22 protein-coding genes and 1 pseudogene are annotated in these 20,360 nt (G+C 70.6%); 9 read left to right on the top strand and 14 right to left on the bottom strand.

Annotated elements, in window-relative coordinates:
- Window positions 1-2: 2 nt before the first annotated feature.
- Entirely contained in the window at window positions 3-836 is an 834-nt protein-coding gene (locus P3X83_RS09915) for a fumarylacetoacetate hydrolase family protein (RefSeq protein WP_277304629.1), read from the bottom strand.
- 82 nt (window positions 837-918) lie between these two features.
- Here P3X83_RS09915 and P3X83_RS09910 point away from each other — a divergent pair, with 82 nt between their 5' ends.
- Complete coding sequence (locus P3X83_RS09910; protein WP_277304628.1) at window positions 919-1,632, top strand: FCD domain-containing protein; 714 nt, start codon at window positions 919-921, stop codon at window positions 1,630-1,632.
- Between the two features lie 74 nt (window positions 1,633-1,706).
- Here P3X83_RS09910 and P3X83_RS09905 read toward each other — a convergent pair whose 3' ends face one another.
- The gene (locus P3X83_RS09905) at window positions 1,707-1,982 is read right to left on the bottom strand and encodes a DUF6343 family protein (RefSeq protein WP_277304626.1); all 276 of its coding nucleotides are present in this window, start codon (window positions 1,980-1,982) and stop codon (window positions 1,707-1,709) included.
- A gap of 419 nt (window positions 1,983-2,401) precedes the next feature.
- On the opposite strand from P3X83_RS09905, the gene P3X83_RS09900 reads away from it, so the two are divergent.
- From P3X83_RS09900 to P3X83_RS09890, 3 genes are all read left to right on the top strand, one after another.
- The gene (locus P3X83_RS09900; protein ID WP_277304625.1) at window positions 2,402-3,301 is read left to right on the top strand and encodes a nitroreductase/quinone reductase family protein; all 900 of its coding nucleotides are present in this window, start codon (window positions 2,402-2,404) and stop codon (window positions 3,299-3,301) included.
- A 126-nt stretch (window positions 3,302-3,427) separates the two neighbouring features.
- A complete protein-coding gene (locus P3X83_RS09895; protein ID WP_277304624.1) occupies window positions 3,428-3,892 on the top strand; it encodes a hypothetical protein in 465 nt (154 codons plus the stop codon).
- Between the two features lie 266 nt (window positions 3,893-4,158).
- Complete coding sequence (locus P3X83_RS09890) at window positions 4,159-4,950, top strand: serine hydrolase (RefSeq protein ID WP_277304623.1); 792 nt, start codon at window positions 4,159-4,161, stop codon at window positions 4,948-4,950.
- A gap of 28 nt (window positions 4,951-4,978) precedes the next feature.
- Here P3X83_RS09890 and P3X83_RS09885 read toward each other — a convergent pair whose 3' ends face one another.
- The 5 genes from P3X83_RS09885 to P3X83_RS09865 all read right to left on the bottom strand — a co-directional run bounded on the left by P3X83_RS09885 (window position 4,979) and on the right by P3X83_RS09865 (window position 10,194).
- A complete protein-coding gene (locus P3X83_RS09885; protein WP_277304622.1) occupies window positions 4,979-5,719 on the bottom strand; it encodes an ABC transporter permease subunit in 741 nt (246 codons plus the stop codon).
- Window positions 5,716-6,606: an ATP-binding cassette domain-containing protein gene (locus tag P3X83_RS09880; protein WP_277304621.1), complete on the bottom strand. Its 891-nt coding sequence runs from the start codon at window positions 6,604-6,606 to the stop codon at window positions 5,716-5,718. The genes P3X83_RS09885 and P3X83_RS09880 overlap by 4 nt, the downstream gene beginning before the upstream one ends.
- Before the next feature lie 171 nt (window positions 6,607-6,777).
- Window positions 6,778-7,113 (bottom strand): hypothetical protein, encoded by a 336-nt coding sequence (locus P3X83_RS09875; RefSeq protein WP_277304620.1) that lies wholly within the window; start codon window positions 7,111-7,113, stop codon window positions 6,778-6,780.
- 581 nt (window positions 7,114-7,694) lie between these two features.
- Window positions 7,695-8,474, bottom strand: a complete 780-nt coding sequence (locus P3X83_RS09870) for an aminotransferase class IV family protein (RefSeq protein WP_277304619.1) — start codon at window positions 8,472-8,474, stop codon at window positions 7,695-7,697.
- Window positions 8,475-9,012: 538 nt separating this feature from the next.
- Entirely contained in the window at window positions 9,013-10,194 is a 1,182-nt protein-coding gene (locus P3X83_RS09865) for an FAD-dependent monooxygenase (RefSeq protein ID WP_277304618.1), read from the bottom strand.
- A gap of 68 nt (window positions 10,195-10,262) precedes the next feature.
- Between P3X83_RS09865 and P3X83_RS09860 the strand changes: the two genes are divergently transcribed.
- Both P3X83_RS09860 and P3X83_RS09855 read left to right on the top strand, forming a co-directional pair.
- Window positions 10,263-10,757 carry a MarR family transcriptional regulator gene (locus tag P3X83_RS09860; protein WP_277304617.1) on the top strand — a complete coding sequence of 165 codons (495 nt, stop codon included), beginning with the start codon at window positions 10,263-10,265 and terminating at the stop codon, window positions 10,755-10,757.
- A 47-nt stretch (window positions 10,758-10,804) separates the two neighbouring features.
- Window positions 10,805-11,089, top strand: a complete 285-nt coding sequence (locus P3X83_RS09855; protein WP_277304616.1) for an antibiotic biosynthesis monooxygenase family protein — start codon at window positions 10,805-10,807, stop codon at window positions 11,087-11,089.
- 25 nt (window positions 11,090-11,114) lie between these two features.
- Here P3X83_RS09855 and P3X83_RS09850 read toward each other — a convergent pair whose 3' ends face one another.
- Complete coding sequence (locus tag P3X83_RS09850) at window positions 11,115-11,255, bottom strand: hypothetical protein (RefSeq protein ID WP_277304615.1); 141 nt, start codon at window positions 11,253-11,255, stop codon at window positions 11,115-11,117.
- Entirely contained in the window at window positions 11,222-11,584 is a 363-nt protein-coding gene (locus P3X83_RS09845; RefSeq protein ID WP_277304614.1) for an amidohydrolase family protein, read from the bottom strand. Before P3X83_RS09845 ends, P3X83_RS09850 begins: the two co-directional genes overlap by 34 nt.
- A gap of 346 nt (window positions 11,585-11,930) precedes the next feature.
- Here P3X83_RS09845 and P3X83_RS09840 point away from each other — a divergent pair, with 346 nt between their 5' ends.
- Window positions 11,931-12,566: an NAD(P)-binding domain-containing protein gene (locus P3X83_RS09840; RefSeq protein WP_277304613.1), complete on the top strand. Its 636-nt coding sequence runs from the start codon at window positions 11,931-11,933 to the stop codon at window positions 12,564-12,566.
- Here the strand turns inward: P3X83_RS09840 and P3X83_RS09835 are convergent.
- The gene (locus P3X83_RS09835) at window positions 12,563-14,629 is read right to left on the bottom strand and encodes a SpoIIE family protein phosphatase (protein ID WP_277304612.1); all 2,067 of its coding nucleotides are present in this window, start codon (window positions 14,627-14,629) and stop codon (window positions 12,563-12,565) included. The two genes, P3X83_RS09840 and P3X83_RS09835, sit on opposite strands and share 4 nt — an antisense overlap.
- A gap of 89 nt (window positions 14,630-14,718) precedes the next feature.
- Entirely contained in the window at window positions 14,719-15,840 is a 1,122-nt protein-coding gene (locus P3X83_RS09830; RefSeq protein WP_277304611.1) for an acetate kinase, read from the bottom strand.
- Between the two features lie 165 nt (window positions 15,841-16,005).
- On the opposite strand from P3X83_RS09830, the pseudogene P3X83_RS09825 reads away from it, so the two are divergent.
- Window positions 16,006-16,176 (top strand): annotated as a pseudogene (locus P3X83_RS09825) (hypothetical protein); the annotation flags it as partial.
- Window positions 16,177-16,186: 10 nt separating this feature from the next.
- Entirely contained in the window at window positions 16,187-17,368 is a 1,182-nt protein-coding gene (locus P3X83_RS09820) for a zinc-dependent alcohol dehydrogenase (RefSeq protein WP_277304610.1), read from the top strand.
- Window positions 17,369-17,375: 7 nt separating this feature from the next.
- On the opposite strand, the gene P3X83_RS09815 is transcribed toward P3X83_RS09820, so the two are convergent.
- From P3X83_RS09815 to P3X83_RS09805, 3 genes are read right to left on the bottom strand one after another with little or no spacing between them, the layout of a single operon-like run.
- Entirely contained in the window at window positions 17,376-18,419 is a 1,044-nt protein-coding gene (locus P3X83_RS09815) for an NAD-dependent epimerase/dehydratase family protein (RefSeq protein WP_277304609.1), read from the bottom strand.
- 12 nt (window positions 18,420-18,431) lie between these two features.
- Complete coding sequence (locus P3X83_RS09810; protein ID WP_277304608.1) at window positions 18,432-19,388, bottom strand: UDP-glucuronic acid decarboxylase family protein; 957 nt, start codon at window positions 19,386-19,388, stop codon at window positions 18,432-18,434.
- Entirely contained in the window at window positions 19,385-20,347 is a 963-nt protein-coding gene (locus tag P3X83_RS09805) for a glycosyltransferase family 9 protein (protein ID WP_277304607.1), read from the bottom strand. The genes P3X83_RS09810 and P3X83_RS09805 overlap by 4 nt, the downstream gene beginning before the upstream one ends.
- Window positions 20,348-20,360 lie beyond the last annotated feature (13 nt).

Raw genomic sequence — 20,360 nt, 5'->3', positions numbered from 1 at the left:
CGTCACTCGAAGGTGTGACGCATCTCTCCGATGCCGTTGACGTAGGTGACGAGCTCGTCGCCGGGCTGGAGGAAGCGGGCCGGAGTGCGGCTCTGGCCGACCCCGGACGGCGTGCCGGTGAAGATCACGTCGCCGGGCAGCAGCGGCAGCACCGCGGACAGCCGGGCCACGATCGTCGGGATGCTGAAGATCAGGTCGTTGGTGCGGGCCTTCTGCACGCTCTCGCCGTTGATCGAGCAGCCCAGCTCGATGTCGTCGCGGTCGGCGAACTCGTCGGGCGTGACGAGCACCGGGCCCATCGGCGCGAACCCCGGGTACGACTTGCCCAGGCTGAACTGCGCCGGCGGGGCGATGAACTGCTGGTGCCGGTCGGAGATGTCCTGGCCGACGGTGAGCCCGGCGATGTGGTTCCAGCCGTCGGCCTCGTCCACCTGGTAGGCGCGCTCGCCGACCACCGCGACCAGCTCGACCTCCCAGTCCACCTTGCCCTCGGGCAGCGCGATCCGGCCGGTCGGGCCGGTGATCGCGGAGGCGAACTTGGTGAACACCACCGGGTGCTCGGGGATCTCGAAGCCGGACTCGATGGCGTGCTCGCGGTAGTTCAGGCCGATCGCGAAGATCTGCCGGGGGAGCGGCACCGGGGACCGCAGGCCGGTGATCTCGTACGGCCGGGCCTCGGCGCCCTGGAGGTCGCGGGCCCAGGCGGTGAACTCCGCCCACCGGTCGAAGACGGCCTGCGGGTCGGCCCCGAAGGACCCGCCGCTCGCCCGCTCGACATCCACCGCCCCGCCGTCGGTGATCAACACCAGCCTGCCGTCGAGATTCGCGATACGCACTGGGAACTCCCCCTACTCCAATTCATCATGATGAATATGAGGATTCTCTCCTACATGCCCTGATCTGTGTCAAGCTGGCTCCATGGCGCACAGCGAGCACGTCAGGTCCCGGCCCGAGATGGCCGCCGACCGTCTCGCCGCGATCGCGCGGGACGCCCGGCCGGGCGCGCGCCTCGGCACCAAGGAGGAGCTGCGCGCCAGTTGCGGGGTCTCGGTCGGCACCTTCAACGAGGCGCTGCGGCTCGCCCAGGCGCGCGGCCTGGTCTCAGTACGGCCCGGCCCCGGCGGCGGCCTCTTCGCCGCCGAGCAGTCGCCGATGGTCCGGCTGGGCAACGCCGTCCTCGCCCTGGACGGTGACCGGACGCCCGCCGCCGACGCGGTGAGCGACGCCGTCCGGATCCGCGACGCCCTGGACCCGCTGCTGGTCGAGGACGCCCTGTGGCACGCCTCCCCCGCCGACATCGCCGACATGCGCGGGCTGCTCGCGGAGATGGCACGGGCGATGGAGGTCACGGACGCGACCGCGTTCACCCGCGCCAACTGGCGGCTGCACGCGCGGATCGCGGAGACCAGCCCCAGCCCGGTGCTGCGGTCCATCTACACCGGCCTGCTGGACCTGATCGAGTCCAACACGCGCGCTGTGCTGTTCGACGAGCGCCAGGCCGTCCCTGAGTACCTCGCCGAACGGCTCCGCCTGCACCGTGCGATCGTGGACGCCATCGAGGACCGCGACCGGGAGCGCGCGCAGCGCCTGATCCAGCAGCACAACACCACGGGCGAGCCGGACCGGGGTTAGGTGATCCGGGCGGCGTCCACCTCGTAGTGGCGGCCCTTGCGGGCTGATCAGTTCGCCCGACCACAGGTCGCGCATCAGCGCGACGGTCTCCCGTTCCCCATCCTCCGTTTGATCACGACCAGGTCGACGGCGGCGATCACGACCACCGCGGCGGCGATGACCGCCTCGACCGTCCACACGGGCTCGCCGTACCGGACCGCCTGGACGACGAAGAACACCGTGGCCGCGAGCGCGAGCGGCAGGGCCACCGCCGAGAGGGCGGCGCGGGTGCGCAGCGGGCTCTTGGCGTTCTTCGGCTCGGTGCCGCTCCTGTCGCCCCACATGGGGTTGTCACCGCCCTCTGCCGTCATTGGGGTTGGGGTTCATTGGCCCCCTGCCCCGCCGATAGGTCCGAAACATCTGGGGGGACGTTGAGGTGGATGTTTATGATTTGACATAGATCTCGGCAAGCGAATCTAATGGTGAGCGTGTGGTTCGCGTCCTGCGGCGCGGGCGGCACCCGATTTGGCCGGGGGGATGATTCGCGTGAGTCCGCACATCATGGATAACGGCTGATCGCATCGCGTCCGCGCGCCTTCGGCGCGCTGTTCCGCATCGCGACGCGATGCTCTTCTGAGCATCTTCTTCTTCTCACCGTCACGTCTTCGCCGTCACGGAATTCACCCGTGCCGTCGCCGCCTGCCTGAGCGCGGGCCGGCCGACAGACGTGCGGTCCGCCAGGCCACTGCATGACCATGACCGCTCATTCATGCCAGGAGAACTTCAGAGCATGCCGGCAGACTTCAACCAGCAGATCATCGACGAGTTCCGCGCCAACGGCGGCAAGGTCGGCGGCCCCTTCGAGGGCGGCCGTCTCCTGCTGCTGACCACCACGGGGGCGAAGTCGGGCGCCCGCCGTACGAACCCGGTCGGCTACCTGCCCGACGGGGACCGCATGCTGATCATCGCCTCGGCCGCCGGGGCCCCCAAGCACCCCGCCTGGTACCACAACCTCGTGGCCAATCCCGAGGTCACGGTGGAGGACGGGACGTTCACCTACCAGGCGCGGGCGGAGGTCCTGGAGAAGGACGAGCGCGACGCCGTCTTCGCCCGGGCCACCGAGCAGGACCCGGGCTGGGGCGAGTACCAGCGGAAGACGAGCCGGGTGATCCCCGTGGTCGCGCTGGTGCCGACGGACGGCGACATGGACGGCTCGCCCGCCGACAATCTCAAGCGCGTCCACGACGCGTTCCGGCGTGAGCTGTCGATCGTCCGGCGGGAGCTGGCCTCGGCGGGGCCGACGCTGGGCGCGCAGCTCCGGATCAACTGCCTGACCGTGTGCCAGGGGGTGTCGACGCATCACGGCATGGAGGATCGCGGGCTGTTCCCCTACCTGGCCCAGACGCATCCGGAGCTGGCACCGGTCATCGAGCGCCTGGGCGAGGAGCACGAGGTGATCTCCCGGCTGCTCGGCGAGCTGCAGGCGCTGCTGACGGGCGGCGGGAACGGCGATGGCGGCGGGACGGCTCCCGCAGAGGCGGCGACGGCTCCCGCGGTGGCAGGGACGGCTCCCGCGGTGGCCGCCGCTCCTGCGGCGGTGGCGGCCGAGGTGGACCGGCTCATCTCCGAGCTGGAGTCGCACCTGGACTACGAGGAAGAGCAGCTCATCCCGATCCTGGCGAAGATGTAGCCGTTCGTAGCCGTGACCGGGCCGGGTGGCGGGGCCAGGCCCTGGCGCCCGGTTCGTGGCACGTCTTACCGGCGTGCCGCCCCCGTCTGTGCACGCGATGTCGGTGATCGGCGCTATCGTCCGGCCATGGGATTCGACGAACGATTTCTACGCGTCTTACCGCCTCTCAATATCGGCGGACAGATCATCAAGCGTTACCACCTCAACGCCCGCGACGCCGAGCTTGCCCCGGAGGTGGTGAAGGAGGCCGAGGCGTTCCTTCCCCAGCTCCTGCCCGACCGTGGCGTGGCGACCCCCGCCTCGTTCCTGATCCTCCACCAGGGCGAGGAGGCGTACTACGTCAACCTCTACACGTGGGTCTGGGACGGCATCGTCCTGGAGTGCCACGTGGCCATCAAGGGCAACCTGCCGATCCTTGAGGGCGCGACCGAACTGACCAAGATCGACCAGCCGTGGGCCGCGCACATCTGGGAGCTGCCCATGGTCACGTATGAGCGCTCCGCGTGGGTGCGCCACATGCTCAAGCAGATCCCCGACCTCGACGCCTATCTGTCGGACAGCATGCCGTCCGGACCTGTGGGAGCGAACTGACTGCGGCGGCCGGGGGGCGTTTCTCAGTTAGCGCTTATATAAGACGAGTCAGATATAATGGATTAATCATACAAAGTTTGACAGGTAGGACGATCCGCCGTTAGGTGGGGGTGATCGCGCACGGGCTGGGAAACTGTCCGGGGATACGATCCCCGTTGACGCGGGGCTTTCTGGCTGGAGGCGGCGGTGCGGAGCAAGACAGGAACGGCGGGGGCACGGCGGTGCGCCATGGGAGTGGGCGCGCGACCCACCACGGCGGTGGCCTCGTGAGGATCGCGATCTCCGTTCCGGGCGAGATCTCCATCAACGACGATGTCGAACTGCCCCTCGCCAGCGCCGGCAAGCTGCTCCTGCTGGCATGCGTGGCCAGAGGTGTCGCCTCCGGCGGCATCGACGCGGGCGAGATCGTCGAGACGCGCGACGACGACTACGTCGGCGGATCGGGACTCCTCGGCGCGCTGTCCGCGCGCCGATGGACCATCGGCGACCTCGCCGTGCTCACCGCGTCCGTGAGCGACAACACCGCGACCAACGCGCTGCTGCGGCACCTCGGGCTCGACCGGATCACGGCGGAGGCGGCCGAGCTCGGCTTCACTCGAACGCGCATCCTCGACCGCATCCGTGAGCCGCGCCTGGCGGACGACCCGGCGTCATTCGCCGTGGGCACGGCGGGCGAACTGTCCCGCTTCACCGCGATGCTCGACGGGCGCGAGGAATGGACCCGCACGATGCTCGGCTGGATGGCCCACAACACCGACCGCTGCCTGGTGCCCGCGCTGCTGCCGCACGACCCCGAAGACCGCGAGATCCCCGAGCAGGCCGCGCCGGGCACGATCTGGGTCGCCAACAAGACCGGCACGGACGAGGGGGTCCGTACCGACGTCGGGGTGCTGGTCGGGGCTCGCAGGATCGGCTACGCGGTGCTGGCCAGCGGCCCCACGGTGGGCGGCGACGACCATGAGCTGGTCCGGCGGGTCAGGGAGGCGGGCGTGGAGATCGCGGCCCTCGCGGGGGTCCACCGCGCCAACGCCCGCCCGGCCCATCCGGGCAACCAGTGAGACCACCGCCAGGCCCGTATCCATGCGGTCAGGCGTCGCGGCGTCGCAGCAGGAACGCGCCCGCGATCGTGGCGACCGCCACCCAGGCGAGGTAGACCCCGAAGCCGCTCCACGGGCCCAGTGAGCCGTTGCTCTGGCCGGAGACCACCAGCATGCCGGCGTTCGTGGTGAAGTACTCGGCCACTGTCCGGCCCCACTCGCCCGGGAGCTGGCCCGCCAGGGTGGGCAGCACCAGGATCAGCGCGATGGCCGACACGATCGCGCCCGGCGTGTGCCTGACCAGCGTGCCCAGCCCCAGCCCGAACAATCCGCAGGCCGTCAGGTAGAGGCCGGCTCCCAGGGCCGCCCGTGCGGCCTGGCCGAGGTCGAACGACGGCGGCTGGGAGACCGAGAGCCCGAGGCCGACCGCGCCCGCCGCCGCGACCGTGCAGACGACCATCGAGACCACCGCGAACACCACGATCTTGCCGGTCAGCAGCCGCAGCCGCCTGGGCACGGCCATGAGGGAGGTGCGGATGCCTCCCGTGCGGTACTCGCTGGAGATCACCAGGACGCCCAGGGTGGCCATGGACAGCGAGGCGAGCATCGTCCCGGCCAGGCTGGACATGATCACCCCCTCGCCCGGGAGCGCGTCGCTCGCCGAGTTGCGGACCGTGATGTTGACGAGCGCGGAGAAGCCCAGCATCAGCACGGCGGTGACGGCCAGCGTCCACATCGTCGAGCGAACCGAGCGGATCTTGGTCCATTCCGAGCGCAAGATGTCGATCATGACGTGTACTCCAGACTGTCCTTGGTGAGCTCCATGTAGGCGGCCTCCAGGGAGGGCCGCACGAACGTCAGCTCCTCCAGCGGGAGCCCCGCGCGGGCGGTGATCGTGCCGATCTCCAGCGGACTCATCGCGGTCACCCGCAGGTGGTCCGGGTGCAGTTCGCCCACCCTGATCAGCTCGGCCGCCTCGGCCAGCCGGGGCGAGCGCACCAGGACGTACCCCTGCGAACTACGCCCGATGAACTCCTCCACGCTCGTGTCCGCGATCAGCCTGCCCCTGCCGATCACGATCAGGTGGTCGGCGGTCTGCGCCATCTCGCTCATCAGGTGGCTGGACACGAAAACCGCGCGGCCCTCGGCGGCCAGGTCGCGCATCAGGGTGCGGATCCACAGGATGCCGTCCGGGTCCAGACCGTTGACGGGTTCGTCGAACAGCAGGATCTCCGGATCGCCGAGCAGCGCGGCGGCGATGCCGAGGCGCTGCGCCATGCCGAGCGAGAAGCCGCCGACCCGCCGTCCGGCCACCTCCCGCAGGCCGACCCGCTCAAGCACCTCGACGACCCGGCTCGCCGGGAGGCCGTTGCTCTGGGCGATGGCCAGCAGGTGATCGCGCGCGCTGCGACCGCCGTGCACGGCCTTGGCGTCCAGCAGCGCGCCGATCTTGCGCAACGGGTGGCGGTGCTCGTGGTACGGCCGGCCGTCCACGAGCACCGCCCCGCCGGACGGCCGGTCGAGCCCGAGGATCATGCGCATCGTCGTGGACTTCCCGGCCCCGTTCGGGCCCAGGAACCCGGTCACCTGACCCGGTTCGACATCGAAGGACAGGTCGGCCACGGCGGCGATGGCGCCGTAGCGTTTGCTCAGGTTGGTCGCTCGAATCGCACTCATGGATCAAGCGTCCGGCGACGGACGGCCGTTATCTTCCTGCCCGGGAACAGTCCTCCGGCGGGGTACTGGGAGCGTGGCCCTACTCTCCAGGTCGGAGCGGGGGCGTCCATTGTGGGGCCGGAGGCCCAGTCGGCCGGTCGGTTCAGCCCGGTCGGTTCGGTGCGGCGGGGGTCAGCAGGGGCCTGAGGTGTCCTGGACGTAGTTCAGGCTGACCAGCCAGTTGAGGGTGTGGCCGATTTGGGTGTCACTCTGGGGCGGGACGCAGATCTGCTTGACGAAAGAGGCGAAGGAGTAGGTACGGCCCCAGACGTTGATCTTAATTCCGGTGTTCTCACAGTTTCCCCAGTAGTACTTGCGTTCGTACTTCTGCCCGCCGGGGACGGGCTCCATGTGGTTTCCGCACTTCAGGGTAGATGAGCTGGTGGTGGCGGTAGGGGTTGCGGCCACGGCGGGGGACGCGGAGAGGACGAGCCCGGCAACGGCGGTGGCGGCGAGCAGAAAGCGCATACCGACTCCTGATTGGTTATTTGCGCAGCTATTTTCGCATTTATAGCATTGCTAACTCGGCGGCAGTCGATCGCCTTTTATGATTAGGGGACCGCTTAGGGGAGCTGGCATAATTCCTGTGGAATTTGGCAGGAAACCCGCTTTACCGAACGCCCGTGGCCGATCTCCAGGGGCCTGTGCGGCCTCGGACCCGATTACGGCAAGCCCCCGCCGTCCGACGCCCATGCCCGGTGACGGCCCGGTGCCCGAGCGCTTCTCAGGAGTGGGTGGCCCTCACCGTTACGGCACCGGCCACCAAGGCCCCCTTCCCGGGCCGACCACCCGTGCCACCGCCGGTCAGGCCGCTATCCGCCCCTGCAGACCGAATACCCCCTGCCCTGCCGGGGGGGCCGCGCGCCGCGTCCAACCGCCCCTTCGGGCCGGATGCCTCCGTCCTGCGGGCGGGGCCGCGCTCCGCGCGGGTCGCGACGCTCATCCCGGACTCCGACTCGAAAGATCCAGCTCTGCCTGGCATCCCCGACGAGGTCCCGGCCTCCCATTCGTGAGCAGCCGCCGCAGAGAAGCCGGTGGGGCTGATGGAACTAGATCGCCTCCATCCGCACTTCCTCATATTCCTCGCGGAGCGAATCGAAGATCGGATGATCACCGGGGAGGGCCATATCGTCGATCGCGGTGACGGGGCGAACTCCCACCGCCGCGTTGGTGGCGAACGCCGCGTGCATGGTCGAGACGTCGCGAACACCCACCGGAGCGGTAATCGTCGGTTCGTGAACCTGCTGGAGGAGCCGCATCGTCACTCCGGGCAGAACGTCCCCGCTCGGCCACACGATCCGTGCGCCGTCGAAGAAGCCGATGTTCCAGGTCGCCCCCTCAGTGACGCGTGACTCGCCGTCGACGAACAGAGCGTCGTCGAATCCGGCGAGCTGGGCCCTGCGACGTCCGTGAAGCGCACCGAAGAGCCCGAGGTGCTTCACCTCTGGCAGGTCCCGCTGGTAGGTGATCGTCTGTGCTCGCATCGGCGCGGAAGGTAGAGGGCCTGCCGGTCGCGTGGTGACCAGTACGCGCGGATGAGCCTGCGCCCCCGGATGGCCGACTTCGATGGCCGGGTCGAACACGCTCACCCGGACGATGACCGAACCGGCCTCGTCGCGCACCGCGTGGCGGACATGGTCGCGTACTCGCTCCCGGTCGAGGTCCGTGGCGAAGACCGTCCGGCAGTCACGGGCGAGGCGGTCGAGATGGTGCGAGAGGCCACGGGCACGGCCGCCTTCGATGCGCATGGAGGTGAAGTGACCGAAGTTGACCAGCCCCAGCGCCTGAAGTGCGTCTGGCCGGACGGGCATGCCGTCGAGTTCCGCCATGAGCCGAGTCTGACACCGGCGTGGTCCGTGACCGGCGCGGAGGGTCGTGCCGGAGGGGCTGGGGAGAAGAACGGTGAATGCGGCCCGGCTGACGAATGATCTTGTCGACCGAACCGCGGGTCCCGGCACCAGTAGGTCTTGCGGTGATCGTGACAGGCGCGATGGCGATCGGGAGTGCCCGGCCCTGCTGGGGAAGTGTCCTACCGGGGGCGATAGCGCCGGGCGGAGCCCGGCTTCGGGAAGGACGGCCGAGCGGAGCGAGTGCCTTGGACGCGCGGAGCGCGGCCCCGACCGCAGGACGGAGGTATCCGGCCCGAAGGGGCGGCGGGGCTGGTGGGCGGGTAACGGCCGGACCGGCAGTGGCACGGGCGGTCACCCCGGGAAAGGGGCCTTGGTAGCCGGTGCCGTAACGGTGAGGACCACCCACTCCTGAGAAGCGCTCGGGCTCCGGGCCGTCACCGGGCACGGGGGGGCGGCGGGTAGGGGGCTTGCCGTAACGCGGCCACTAGCGCACAGGGCACGGCAGCACAGTGGGTGGTCAGGCCGCCAGGCGGGTGTCCCAGTCGATGTGGTGGTGGTACATCCAGGACAGGGCGTCGGAGTTGGCCGTGCGGCGGAGGAAGATCGGCATCAGCAGGTCACGGAAGACACGGGCGATCGGGCCCGCCGCCTTGCTGTTGCTGATGGTGCGGGAGTAGGCGACGACGCGTTCGGCGCGGGCCCGGCGCAGGCGTTCGAACTCGGTGAAGGCGCGGCCGTGGTCGCCGAGGTCGCGCAGGCACTTGGCGAGGAGCAGGCCGTCCTCGGCGGCCAGCGACGCGCCCTGGCCGGAGCTGGGCGAGGTGGCGTGGGCGGCGTCGCCGGTGAGCACGACGCGCCCCCGGTGCCAGACCGGGATCGACGGCAGGTCGTGGATCGGATACGCGCGGCCGATGTCGGCGGTGGCGCGGATCATGTCGGCTGACCGGTTGGCGTCGCCCGCGAAGGCGTCCAGCAGGGCGGGCTTCCAGTCGGTGTTCGCGAGCCGTTCCCTGGACGGCTCGTCGGCCACCGGCAGGTTGGCGAACCACCAGGTCTGCCCGGAGGCCACGGTGTACCCGAAGAAGGCCCGCCTGCCGAAGATCATGTTGTAGACGCCGGGCTCGCCGGTGAAGCCGTGGCCTTCGATGATGCCGCCGAAGCCGATCAGGCCGCTGTAGCGGGGGGTGGGGGCGGCGGGGTCGAGGATCTCGCGGGTGCGGGAGCGCAGGCCGTCCGCGCCGATCAGCAGGTCGCCGACCGCCTCGGTGCCGTCCTCGAAGCGCGCGACGACGCGGCGGGGGTCGCTCCGGTCGATGCCGGTCAGGCGCTTGCCATGGTGGACGGGGACGCCCTGGGCGACGGCGCGGTCGCGCACGATCCGGTAGAGGTCGGCGCGCAGCACGGTGTGGCTGACGGTGCCGTCGTCGAGCCGCATGCCGTTGGCGACCCGGCCGAGGCGCTTGCCGGTGCCGCTGTGCATGTCCATGTGCGGGGTGGGGATGCCCGCGGCCATCACGTCGCGGTGGACGTCGAGGACGCGCAGGGCGTCCAGCCCGTTGGAGGCGATGTTGAGGAAGGACCCGGCGTGGTCGGCCACCCCCGAGTACGCCTCATAGATCTCCGCGTCGATGCCCGCCCGCCGCAGGGCCATGGCCGCGGCGGGGCCGCCGATCCCACAGCCGATGATCAGTGCCTTCATGGTGGTACCCTCGATCCGTGTAATTATTTCGTTCGGACGAACGAAATATATCTCGCAGGGACGGATCCATGTCAAGCGATATTTCGGAGCACCGAAAGAATCTGCTGGAGGAGCTGGCGGTGGCCGGCCGGGAGAACAGCAACGCGGCGGTGATGTTCCACAGCGCCGCAGGCGAGCGGATGGGCCTGGGCCTCACCGAGGAGAAGGCCATCGACCTGCTGGAACGCCACGGCCCGCTGTCCGCCGGCGAAATCGTCAGGCACACCGGCCTGGCCCCCGCCTCGGTCAGCGGCCTGATCGACCGCCTCGCCGCCAAGGGCTTCGTCCGCCGCGTCAGAGACCCCGGAGATCGCCGCAAGGTGATCGTGGAGATCGACTACTCACACGTCGCGCAGTTCGCACCGCTCTTCGAGGACATGGGGAAGGGGATGATGAGCCTGTTCGCCGACTACTCCGACGACGAACTGGCGCTGATCCTCGGCTTCCTGCGCCGCGCGACCGAGATCCAGACCGCCGCCACGGCGGCCCTCCAGGAGGACGGCCCGAAGCCACACCGCACGTGATCACCCACACCAGCGGTTTTGTCGGTGGTGGATCCTAGGATGACAGAATGATCATCATTGCCGGTTGGATCGCCGTCGATCCGGAAGCGCGTGACGCCTACCTGCGGGATTGTGTGGGCGTGGTCGAGCAGGCGCGCGCCGCCTCGGGATGCCTCGACTTCGCGATCTCGGCCGATCCGGCCGACGCCGGGCGCATCAACGTCTACGAACGGTGGGAGTCGGAGCAGCCGCTCCTCGCCTTCCGCGACTCGGGGCCCGACGACGCGCAGACCTCGATGATCCGCGACGCCGAAGTGCTCAGGTATGAGATATCCGGCGTCGGCCCGGCCTGACCGATGACCGATCGCGGCGGCGGGCCTATGGCTGCGAGGTTCCGGCGCCGACCCTGCTGAGGTAGACGCGGTGCGCGGTGCCCGAGAACACCTCGTCGGCATCGCCTCCCAGCAGTTCCCGGGCCGTGTCGATCACCTGCGCGTAGTCGGCGGCGAGGGTGTGCACACGGGCCGGTCCGAGCCGAACATCACCCTGCCGGGGCCGAAGGCGTCCAGTGCGGTGTGGGCGTAGGGGGCGAGGTCGCGCGGGCTCCAGTGGTTCCAGTCGGCCTCGGTGACCAGGCCGGAGAGTTTGCAGACGGTGTCGGGCAGCGCGGCCAGGGCGCGCAGCCCCGGAAGATCACGGAATGTGTGCCAGACCCGAATTCGAGCGTCGTTGACAAGGCTCTGCAGAATCGCGCCGAGGCGCCGGGGGCCGGGGTGAGTTGCGGGGTGCGGTTGACGGATCAGCCGTGGAGACGGTGTGCGAAGGCGCGGGTCTCTCCTGGTCTCCACAGGGCGGAGGAATGGACGGCTTCGGCCCGGCGGCTTCCACGGTTTGATCGTTTCGGCGGTCGTCCGGGGCCGGAGGGAGGTCTCTCAGCCCAGCCCCGACGTCGGGCGAAGCCCGACACAAAGAAGGCGTCCGAGCGACGCGAGGCCATTGGGCGCGCGACAGCGCGGGCCTCCGAGCCCCGTCCTCAGACGAGGCGAAGGACGATTGCAGGCGCGGAGGCCATTGGGTGTGTGGCGGGGGTGTTTCGGTTGGGGTCTGGCTAGGTGTGGGGTGGAGGTTATCAAGTCCGGGTGGGGTGGGGTGGATCGGGAGGGGCGGGGGTGGATACCGGGTAGGAACAGGGCCATGGTCATCGGAATCATCGGAATCATCGGCAGTGGGCATATCGGCTCGACGCTCGCGCGCCTCGCAGTCAATGCCGGTCATACCGTGGTGCTCAGCAACTCGCGCGGACCGGAGACGTTGTCCGCACTGGTGGCGGGGATGGGGCCGGCGGCCTCGGCGGCCACGGCGGAGCAGGCCGCGGCGCATGGGGACGTGGTCGTGGTGTCGATTCCCTTCAGCGCGCACGAGGACGTCCCGTCCGGGCCGCTCAAGGGGAAGGTCGTGATCGACACCGGCAACTACTACGCGCAGCGGGACGGGAACATCCCGGCGATCGACGACGGCCGCACCACCAACAGTGAGCTGCTGGCCGCGCATCTGGGGGACGCTCGGGTCGTCAAGGCGTTCAACGTCATCCCCTACGCCGAACTGGCCAACGAGGGCCTGCCGCCAGGCCACCCGGAGCGGCGCGCGTTGCCGATCGCGGGCGATGACGCCGACGCGAAGAAGACCGTTACCGAGCTCATCGACTCGTTCGGCTTCGACGTGGTGGACGCGGGCCCGCTCGCCGAGGGACGCCGTTTCCAGCCGGGTACGCCCAGCTATGTCACCCGCCTCACCGCCGCCGAGCTCCGCGAGGCGCTCGCCTCCGCCTAGCCGTCCCCGCTGGACGGCACGCTGACGACGTCCTCCGCGTCGCCCGGGAGGCGCAGGGCGATGACCGCGATGTCGTCTTTCCCCGTGGTCGGCAGGCCCGCCACCAATTCCTCGCAGAAGACCTCGATCGGCTCCCTGGCCAGTAGCGAGGCGTGTTCGCACAGCCGGAGCAGCCCGTCGTCCAGGTGCTCCCCCGGGCGCTCGACCAGCCCGTCCGTGTAGAGGAGCAGCGTCCCGCCCGACTCGAGAGGTTCGATGGCGCTGGGGCGGGCGATGTCGAGGCCGATGCCGAGCAGCGGGCTGTGCCCGGCCTCCAAATACCTGCCCTTCCCGTCGGCCGTGATCAGCAGCGGCGGCGGGTGGCCCGCTGCGGCGTAGTTGAGGCGCCAGCCGTCTGGTGCGCACTCCACACGGGCCAGGACGCAGCTCGCGGTGCCGGCGGTATGGAGGGACTCCATGGCGGTGTCCAGGCGGCGCAGGATGTCGCCGGGGGGCTCGCAGCGGTCCACGACCAGGCTGCGGAGCATGTTCCTGAGCTGGCTCATGGTGACGGCGGCGGGCAGGTCGTGCCCGGCGACGTCGCCGATGGTCAGGACCAGGGCGCCGTCGGGGAGGAGGAAGGAGTCGTACCAATCGCCGCCGACCTCGGCGGCGGCAGGGCTGGCCCGGTATCTGGCGGCGATCTCCAGGCCGGGCACTTCGGGTGGCTCGGCCAGCAGGCTGCTCTGCAGCGCCAGTGACATGCGCTGGGTGCGCTGGTAGCGGATGGCGTTGCTGAGCGGGCCGTGTGCGTGTTCCAGGATCTCCGTGGCGAGCCGCACGTCGCTCGGGCCGAGCGCGGGGCGGGGCGGGCAGACGCCCACGGTCACCACGGCGGCCACGGACCCGTCCACGACCAGCGGGAGCATCACCACGTCATGCATGTGGGTCGAGGCCACCCATTCCTCGGTGGTGGTGCGCATGATGCCCGATGGGAGTCCCGGGGGGTTGGGCACGTGCACCGGCTCGGCCGTCCGCACGGTTCGCGCGAAAGGCCCACTGGGCTGGAACAGTTCATGTCCGACCCCGATGGGCGCCGGGGGAAGCCCCTCCCGCACCGCGCCGGCGATCCGATCGGCGATGACCGGGGCGCTGGCGGGCCGTTCGACGGCGTCGAGCAGCAAGTAGAAGGTGCAGGTGTCGGCCAGTTCCGGGACGATGACGTGGGCGAGCCCCTCCACCGCCTCCTTCAGGCGGGAGACTCCCCCGGCCATCGCGCCGGCGCGTTCCAGCAGGGTCCGGCGCCGGTTCTCCTGCCAGCGGTCCTCGACGTTGGCGAGGGTGCCGACCCATTCGATGACTTCGCCGTCCTCGCGGACGGGGACGGCGCGGGCGTGGAAGTGGTGAAACGCCCCGGTGGCGGTGCGTATCCGGAATACGTGCTCCCACAGTGGGTCCTTGCGGGCGACGGCCTGCGCCCAGGACGCGACGACGGCGGCGCGGTCCTCCTTGTGCACGATCTGCGACCAGTCCTGGGATGCCACGATGTCGTCGGCGCCGCCGATCATGCGCTGCCAGCCGGGGCTCATGTCCAGCATGCGGCCGTCGGCCCCGGCCACCCAGACCAACTCCGCGCCGACCTTGACCAGGCTGCTGTAGCGGCGGAGCAGCCGCAGCCGTTCCTCGGAGATCTCCCGGACGTGATCCTGGACCACCGTCTGCTCGGTGGTCTCCACGCCGACGGAGAGCACGCCGCACTCGCCCTGGTCGAGTTCCACGGGGGACAGGCTGAAGCTGAAGGTCCGCTCGTCCACGCCGAGTTCGGGGTCGGGCATCCGCACGGTCATGTCGGGGACGAACACCGGCTCGCCGGTCTGCAGGACCTTGTCATAGAGCGGGATGTTGCCGGGGTCGGGAATGTCATCGAACGCCTCGGCCAGTGGCACGCCGAGCGGCCGATCGCCGAACAGCTCGCGATAGGCGGCGTTGGTGTAGACGAGCCGGTGTTCGGGGCCCGAGGTGACCGCCACGCCGACCGGCGCGAGCTCGAATACCTCCAGCCCGAGGCCGTGCACACTTCCCATCGAGCTTCCCCCTTAGCACGCGGCCCGGGATATCCCCTATACCCGGAAAATACGTGCTCCCACAGGTCGGCATCTTATGCCGCTTAAGGTCAATTATGTCCCTGTGCGGGGTAAAGCACCGCGAGGGTCTCCCGGGCAAGCTCCAGCTCTTCTCGGGGCTCGATCACCAGAATCGCCGTTTCCGCATCCGCTGCGCTGACGAATCGGTCGATATCAGTATTCCCAATCTCTGGAGGTTCCACCCCCAAGATGGCGAGTCTGCCGCATATCGCCGCGCGCACCTCCGGCTGATCCCAGCCGATCTCGCCGGTGAAGACCAGCGCGTCGAACCGGTCCAGGTTGGTCGCGGCGGCGGCGATCTCCCGGGCCACCCGGTGGTCGAACACGCCGAGGGCCAGTTCGGCGACCGGGTCGCCGGCCCGGACCAGGTCTCTGGTGTCGCCTGACCTGCCGTCCGACAGGCCGAGCAGCCCGGACCGCTCCTCAAGGCCGTCGCGCAGCTCGTCGAGCGACAGGCGGTTGCCGGTCAGCAGCCACAGCAGCATGCCGGGATCGACGCTGCCCGAGCGCGTGCTCATCGGAACGCCCTCCAGCGGGGTGAAACCCATCGAGGTGTCCACGCTGCGGCCGTCGCGGACCGCGCACACCGAACAACCCCCGCCGAGGTGGGTCAGCACCGCCTGAAGGCCCTCGACCGGGCGTTTCATCAGCTCGGCGGCCCTGCGCAGCGCCCAGGCGTAGGACAGGCCGTGAAAGCCGTAGCGGCGCAGGCCGTAGCGGCGGCGCCACTCCTCGGGCAGCGGGTACGTGGCGGCTTCCTCGGGCATGTCGGCGTGGAAGGCGGTGTCGGGGCACAGCACGTGCGGAATGCCGGGCAGGAAGCGGCGGGCGGCCTCCACCAGGGCGAGCGTGGCGGGGATGTGCATCGGCGCCAGGTCGGCGCGGGCGGCCACCTGGGCCACGATCTCGTCGTCCACGACGGTCGGCACCCGGACGGCCACGCCGCCGTGCACGAGCCGGTGCCCCACCGCCACGACCTCGTGGACCGGATCCCTGCCCAGGAACTCGGCGACGGTCTTGCCCGCCGCGTCCGGGTCCATCGCGTGCTCGCTCTGCTCTGACCGCAGCACCTCCTCGCCGCGGACGAGATCGAGCCGCAGGCTGGAGGACCCCGCGTTCACCGTCAGCACCACCGGATCGGACTTGGCCATGCAGGGTCGCGTGCCCGACAACCCGCCGCCCAAACGACGGAGGGGTTTGAAAACCTCCCTGGAGGAACTGTCCGAAGATGGACGCACTCGCATCCGTGGACGCCCCACTGGCGCGCCGCCAGCTACCTGCCCGTGGGGCAGATCTACCTGCTGGACAATCCCCTGCTGACCCGAGACCACCTGGTCATGGACGTGATCGACCGGGTGCCGGGCATCGGTGCGACGGCCGCGCACCTGCGGCGGCGAATGGTGGACGCGCGGCTGCGCGCCCGCGCGTACACACGAGAACACGGCGAGGACCCGCCCGAGATCAGCGGCTGGTCCTGGCCGGGATGAGGAGTCAACCATGAAGGCAGTCACCTGGCACGGCAAACGCGACGTGCGGGTCGACGAGGTGACCGATCCGGCGATCAAGGAGCCCACCGACGCCGTCATCAAGGTCACCACGACCGGCATCTGCGGCTCCGACCTGCACCTGTACGAGGTGCTCGGGCCGTTCATGGGCGAGGGCGACATCCTCGGCCACGAGGCCATGGGCATCGTGGAGGAGGTCGGCGCGGAGGTCGCCCAGATCAAACCCGGCGACCGGGTGGTGATCCCGTTCAACATATCCTGCGGGCACTGCTTCATGTGCGAACGCGCGCTGTTCGCGCAGTGCGAGACCACGCAGGTCCGCGACCACGGCATGGGCGGGGCGCTGTTCGGCTACACCAAGCTCTACGGGGAGGTGCCGGGCGGTCAGGCGGAGTACCTGCGGGTCCCGCAGGCCCAGTTCGGGCCGGTCAAGGTGCCGGAGGGGCCGCCGGACGAGCGGTTCGTCTACCTGTCCGACGTGCTGCCCACCGCCTGGCAGGCAGTCGAGTACGCGGGCGTGTCGCGGGGCGGCGACCTCACCGTGCTGGGCCTGGGGCCCATCGGGCAGATGTGCTGCCGCGTCGCCCGCCACCGGGGGCTGCGGGTGATCGGCGTGGACCGGGTGCCCGAGCGGCTGTCGATGGCCCAGCGGCACGGCGCGGAGGTCGTGGACGCCTCGGCGGTGGACGACGTCGGCGAGGCCGTCCGGGATCTCACCAAGGGGCGCGGCACCGAGGGGGTGATCGACGCCGTCGGCATGGAGGCGCACGGATCGCCCGTCGCGCACATGGCCCAGCGGCTGACCGGCCTGCTGCCGGACAAGGTCGCCGCGCCGATGATGACCACGGCGGGCGTGGACCGCCTGGCCGCGTTCAACCGGGCCGTCGACGTGGTGCGGCGCGGCGGCACGATCTCGGTGATCGGCGTCTACGGCGGCATGGCCGACCCGCTGCCGATGCTGCGGATGTTCGACAAGGGCGTCTCGCTGCGAATGGGGCAGGCCCACGTCAAGCGCTGGATGGACACCCTGCTGCCGCTGGTGACCGACGACTACGACCCGCTCGGCACCGAGGACCTGGCCACCCACATCCTGCCGCTGGACCAGGCCCCGCACGGCTACGAGATCTTCCAGAAGAAGCAGGACCGGGCCATCAAGGTCCTGCTCACCCCCTGATCTCCGGTCAGGGGGCGCCGCCCACGCCGCTCGTGACCTCTCCGGCCCTGCCACCGGACGGCGGGGCCAGCGGCGGCGTGTCCATCCCGTCCCGGTCGCGCAGCCCGGACGCGAACGCGCGCAGTGCGTCCACCGCCGAGTGCCGGGGCCGCCAGCCCAGCACGTGGTGGGCACGTGCCACGTCCATCACCGGCAACTTCAGCACCAGGTCCACCAGGCCGGGCGAGGCGGGCACCAGCCGCAGCCGCCAGATCGCCGCGACCAGCCCGGTCAGCATGAAGCCGGGCACCGGCACGGTCTTGGCGCCCAGCAGGTCGGCCAGCACGGCGGGATCGACGACCGGGTCCGCCGCCAGGTTGAAGGCGCCGGAGACGTCCTTGGTGACGGCGAGCCGGTAGGCCTCGCCCACGTCGTCGCCGTGGACGGCCTGGAAGACCAGCCCCGGCGCGTCCGGCACGATCGGGATCAGCTCCGGCCTGGCCAGCCGCTGCGGCACGAACGGCCCGGCGAACAGCCGGCGCTGCTCGGCCGACGCCTCCCGCTTGAAGATGAACGCCGGCCGCATCCGGACGACCCGGATGTCCGGGTGCTTCAGCTCGAAGGTGTCCAGGACGCGCTCCAGATAGGACTTCTCCCGCGAATACGCGGCACGCGGCCACCCGTGGGTGGGGTACGTCTCGGAGACCGGCCTGTCCTTCGGGCCCGGCGAGTACGCGCCCACCGACGAGGCGTGGACCAGCACCGGCACCCGGGCGTCGGCCGCGGCCCCGAACACGCGGATCGCGCCGAGCACGTTGTTGCGCCAGGTCAGCACCGGGTCCCGGGTCGGCTGGAAGAGCCAGGCCAGGTTGACCACGGCGTCGGCGCCCTCGAAGGCGGGCATCAGGTCGTCCGCGGACACGTCGGCCCGGCTCCACTCGACCTTCGCCGGACGCCACGACGGCATCCGCCGCGCCAGCCCCAGCACCGACGTGACCTGGGGATCGGCGGCCAGTGCCGCGACCACGCTGGTCCCGACGTTGCCCGTCCCTCCCACCACCACTACACGCATGTCATCTCCCCTTCAGGCGACCGGCTCGGCCGCCGGTTCGGCCGCGAACCACGCGATGGTCCTGCGCAGCCCCTCCTCCACGGGCACCTTCGGCCGCCAGCCGAGCTTCTGCTCGGCGAGCGTGGTGTCCGGACGCCGTATCCGCGGGTCGTCGGCGGCAGGCTCGATCAGCCTGATCGGCGACGACGACCCGGCCAGATCGCGAATCAGCCCGGCCAGACCGAGCATGGTCATCTCGTCGGGACCGCCGATGTTGACCGGCCCGGCCAGGCCGCTCTCGGCCAGCGCGAGCACGCCCGCGATCGTGTCGTCCACGTAGCAGACCGACCTGGTCTGCGCGCCGTCGCCGGTCACGGTGATCGGCTCGCCGCGCAGCGCCTGGCCGACGAAGGTCGGGATGGCCCGGCCGTCGGAGACGCGCATCCTGGGGCCGTAGGTGTTGAAGATGCGCACGATGCCGGTGTCCACGCCGTGCGAGTGGCGGTAGGCGGTGGTCAGCGCCTCGGCGAAACGCTTGGCCTCGTCGTAGACACTGCGCGGGCCGACCGGGTTGACGTTGCCCCAGTAGGTCTCCCGCTGCGGATGCTCCAGCGGGTCGCCGTAGACCTCGCTGGTCGAGGCCAGTACGAAACGGGCGCCCTTGTCCTTGGCCAGGCCCAGCGCGTGCAGGGTGCCCAGGCTGCCGACCTTCAGCGTCTCGATCGGATGGCGCAGGTAGTCGACCGGCGAGGCCGCCGACGCGAAGTGCAGCACCATGTCCACATTGCCGGGGACGTGCACGAACCCGGTCAGGTCGCAGTCCACCAGGCGGAAACACGGATCGCCGAACAGGTGCTCGACGTTCGCCGGGGTGCCGGTCAGGAAGTTGTCCATGCAGATCACCCGCGCGCCCCTGGTCAGCATGCGCTCGCACAGGTGGGAGCCGAGGAACCCGGCCCCGCCGGTCACGACCACGGTGCCTGGCGTCATGTCCTCACCTCGTCGGTTCGGCGGGCGTGTCCAACGGTGGCGAGCACGTCCTGCGCGGCGGCGGCCACCTGCCTGACCCCGATGTCCAGCAGGCCCTGATCGGGACGGGCGGCGTGCGGGTCGCCGGTGCGGCCCGCCCACAGCGCGACGTGGCGGTCCCTGCCGGGCGGCGGCCCCCACAGCGCGGGGGAGATCGGCCCGCAGATCATCACGGACGGCGTGTCCATGGCCACCGCCAGGTGCGCGATCCCGGTGTCACCGCTGACCACCAGCCGGGCCCTGGCCACCAGGACGGCCAGCTCGCCCAGCCCGGTGCGCCCGGCGAGCACCCGGTCGCCGGGCAGGCCGGCCAGGTCGGCGACCTGCCTGGCCAGGACGCGTTCGGCGACGCTCCCGGTGATCAGCACGCGCAGGCCGTCCGCGTTCAGCTCGGCCGCCAGCTCGGCGTAGCGGCGCGGTGGCCATCTCCTGGCCGGGGACGCCGCGCCCGGGTGCACGATCGCGGTCGCGTCGCGGCGTTCCACGCGCAGGTCGAGGGCGAGGTCGCCGGGGTCGGTGGCGATGCCGTACCAGTCGAGCATCGCGCACCAGCGGCGCACCTCGTGCAGGTCGGCCCGCCACTGCGGGCCTTCCACCTCGGGCAGCGCCGGGTGGGCGTGCGAGAGCAGCAGGCCGGGGTGGACGCGCCGCAGCGCCGTCGTGCTCTGCGGGCCCATGCCGTGCAGGTTGACGGCCACGTCGGCGCGTTCGACGGGAACCGGACCGGTGCCGGTGGTGTGGAGCAGGTCGTCCACCGCGCCGATCAGCGGCAGCAGCGGGCGCAGCGAGGACGGCGCGGCCAGCGTGATGAGGTGCCGGGGATGGGCGCGGCGCAGCGCCCGCAGCGCGGGGACGGCGGTGAGCAGGTCCCCGAGCCCGAGCGCGCGCAGCGCGACCAGAACCGGCCGGGTCACGGCCATGACGTCTCCGTGT

The organism is Spongiactinospora sp. TRM90649, assembly GCF_029382225.1.
GTDB lineage: Bacteria > Actinomycetota > Actinomycetes > Streptosporangiales > Streptosporangiaceae > Spongiactinospora.
The sequence above is the reverse complement of the archived record's forward strand: the minus strand, read 5'-3'. Positions and strand labels throughout refer to the sequence as shown.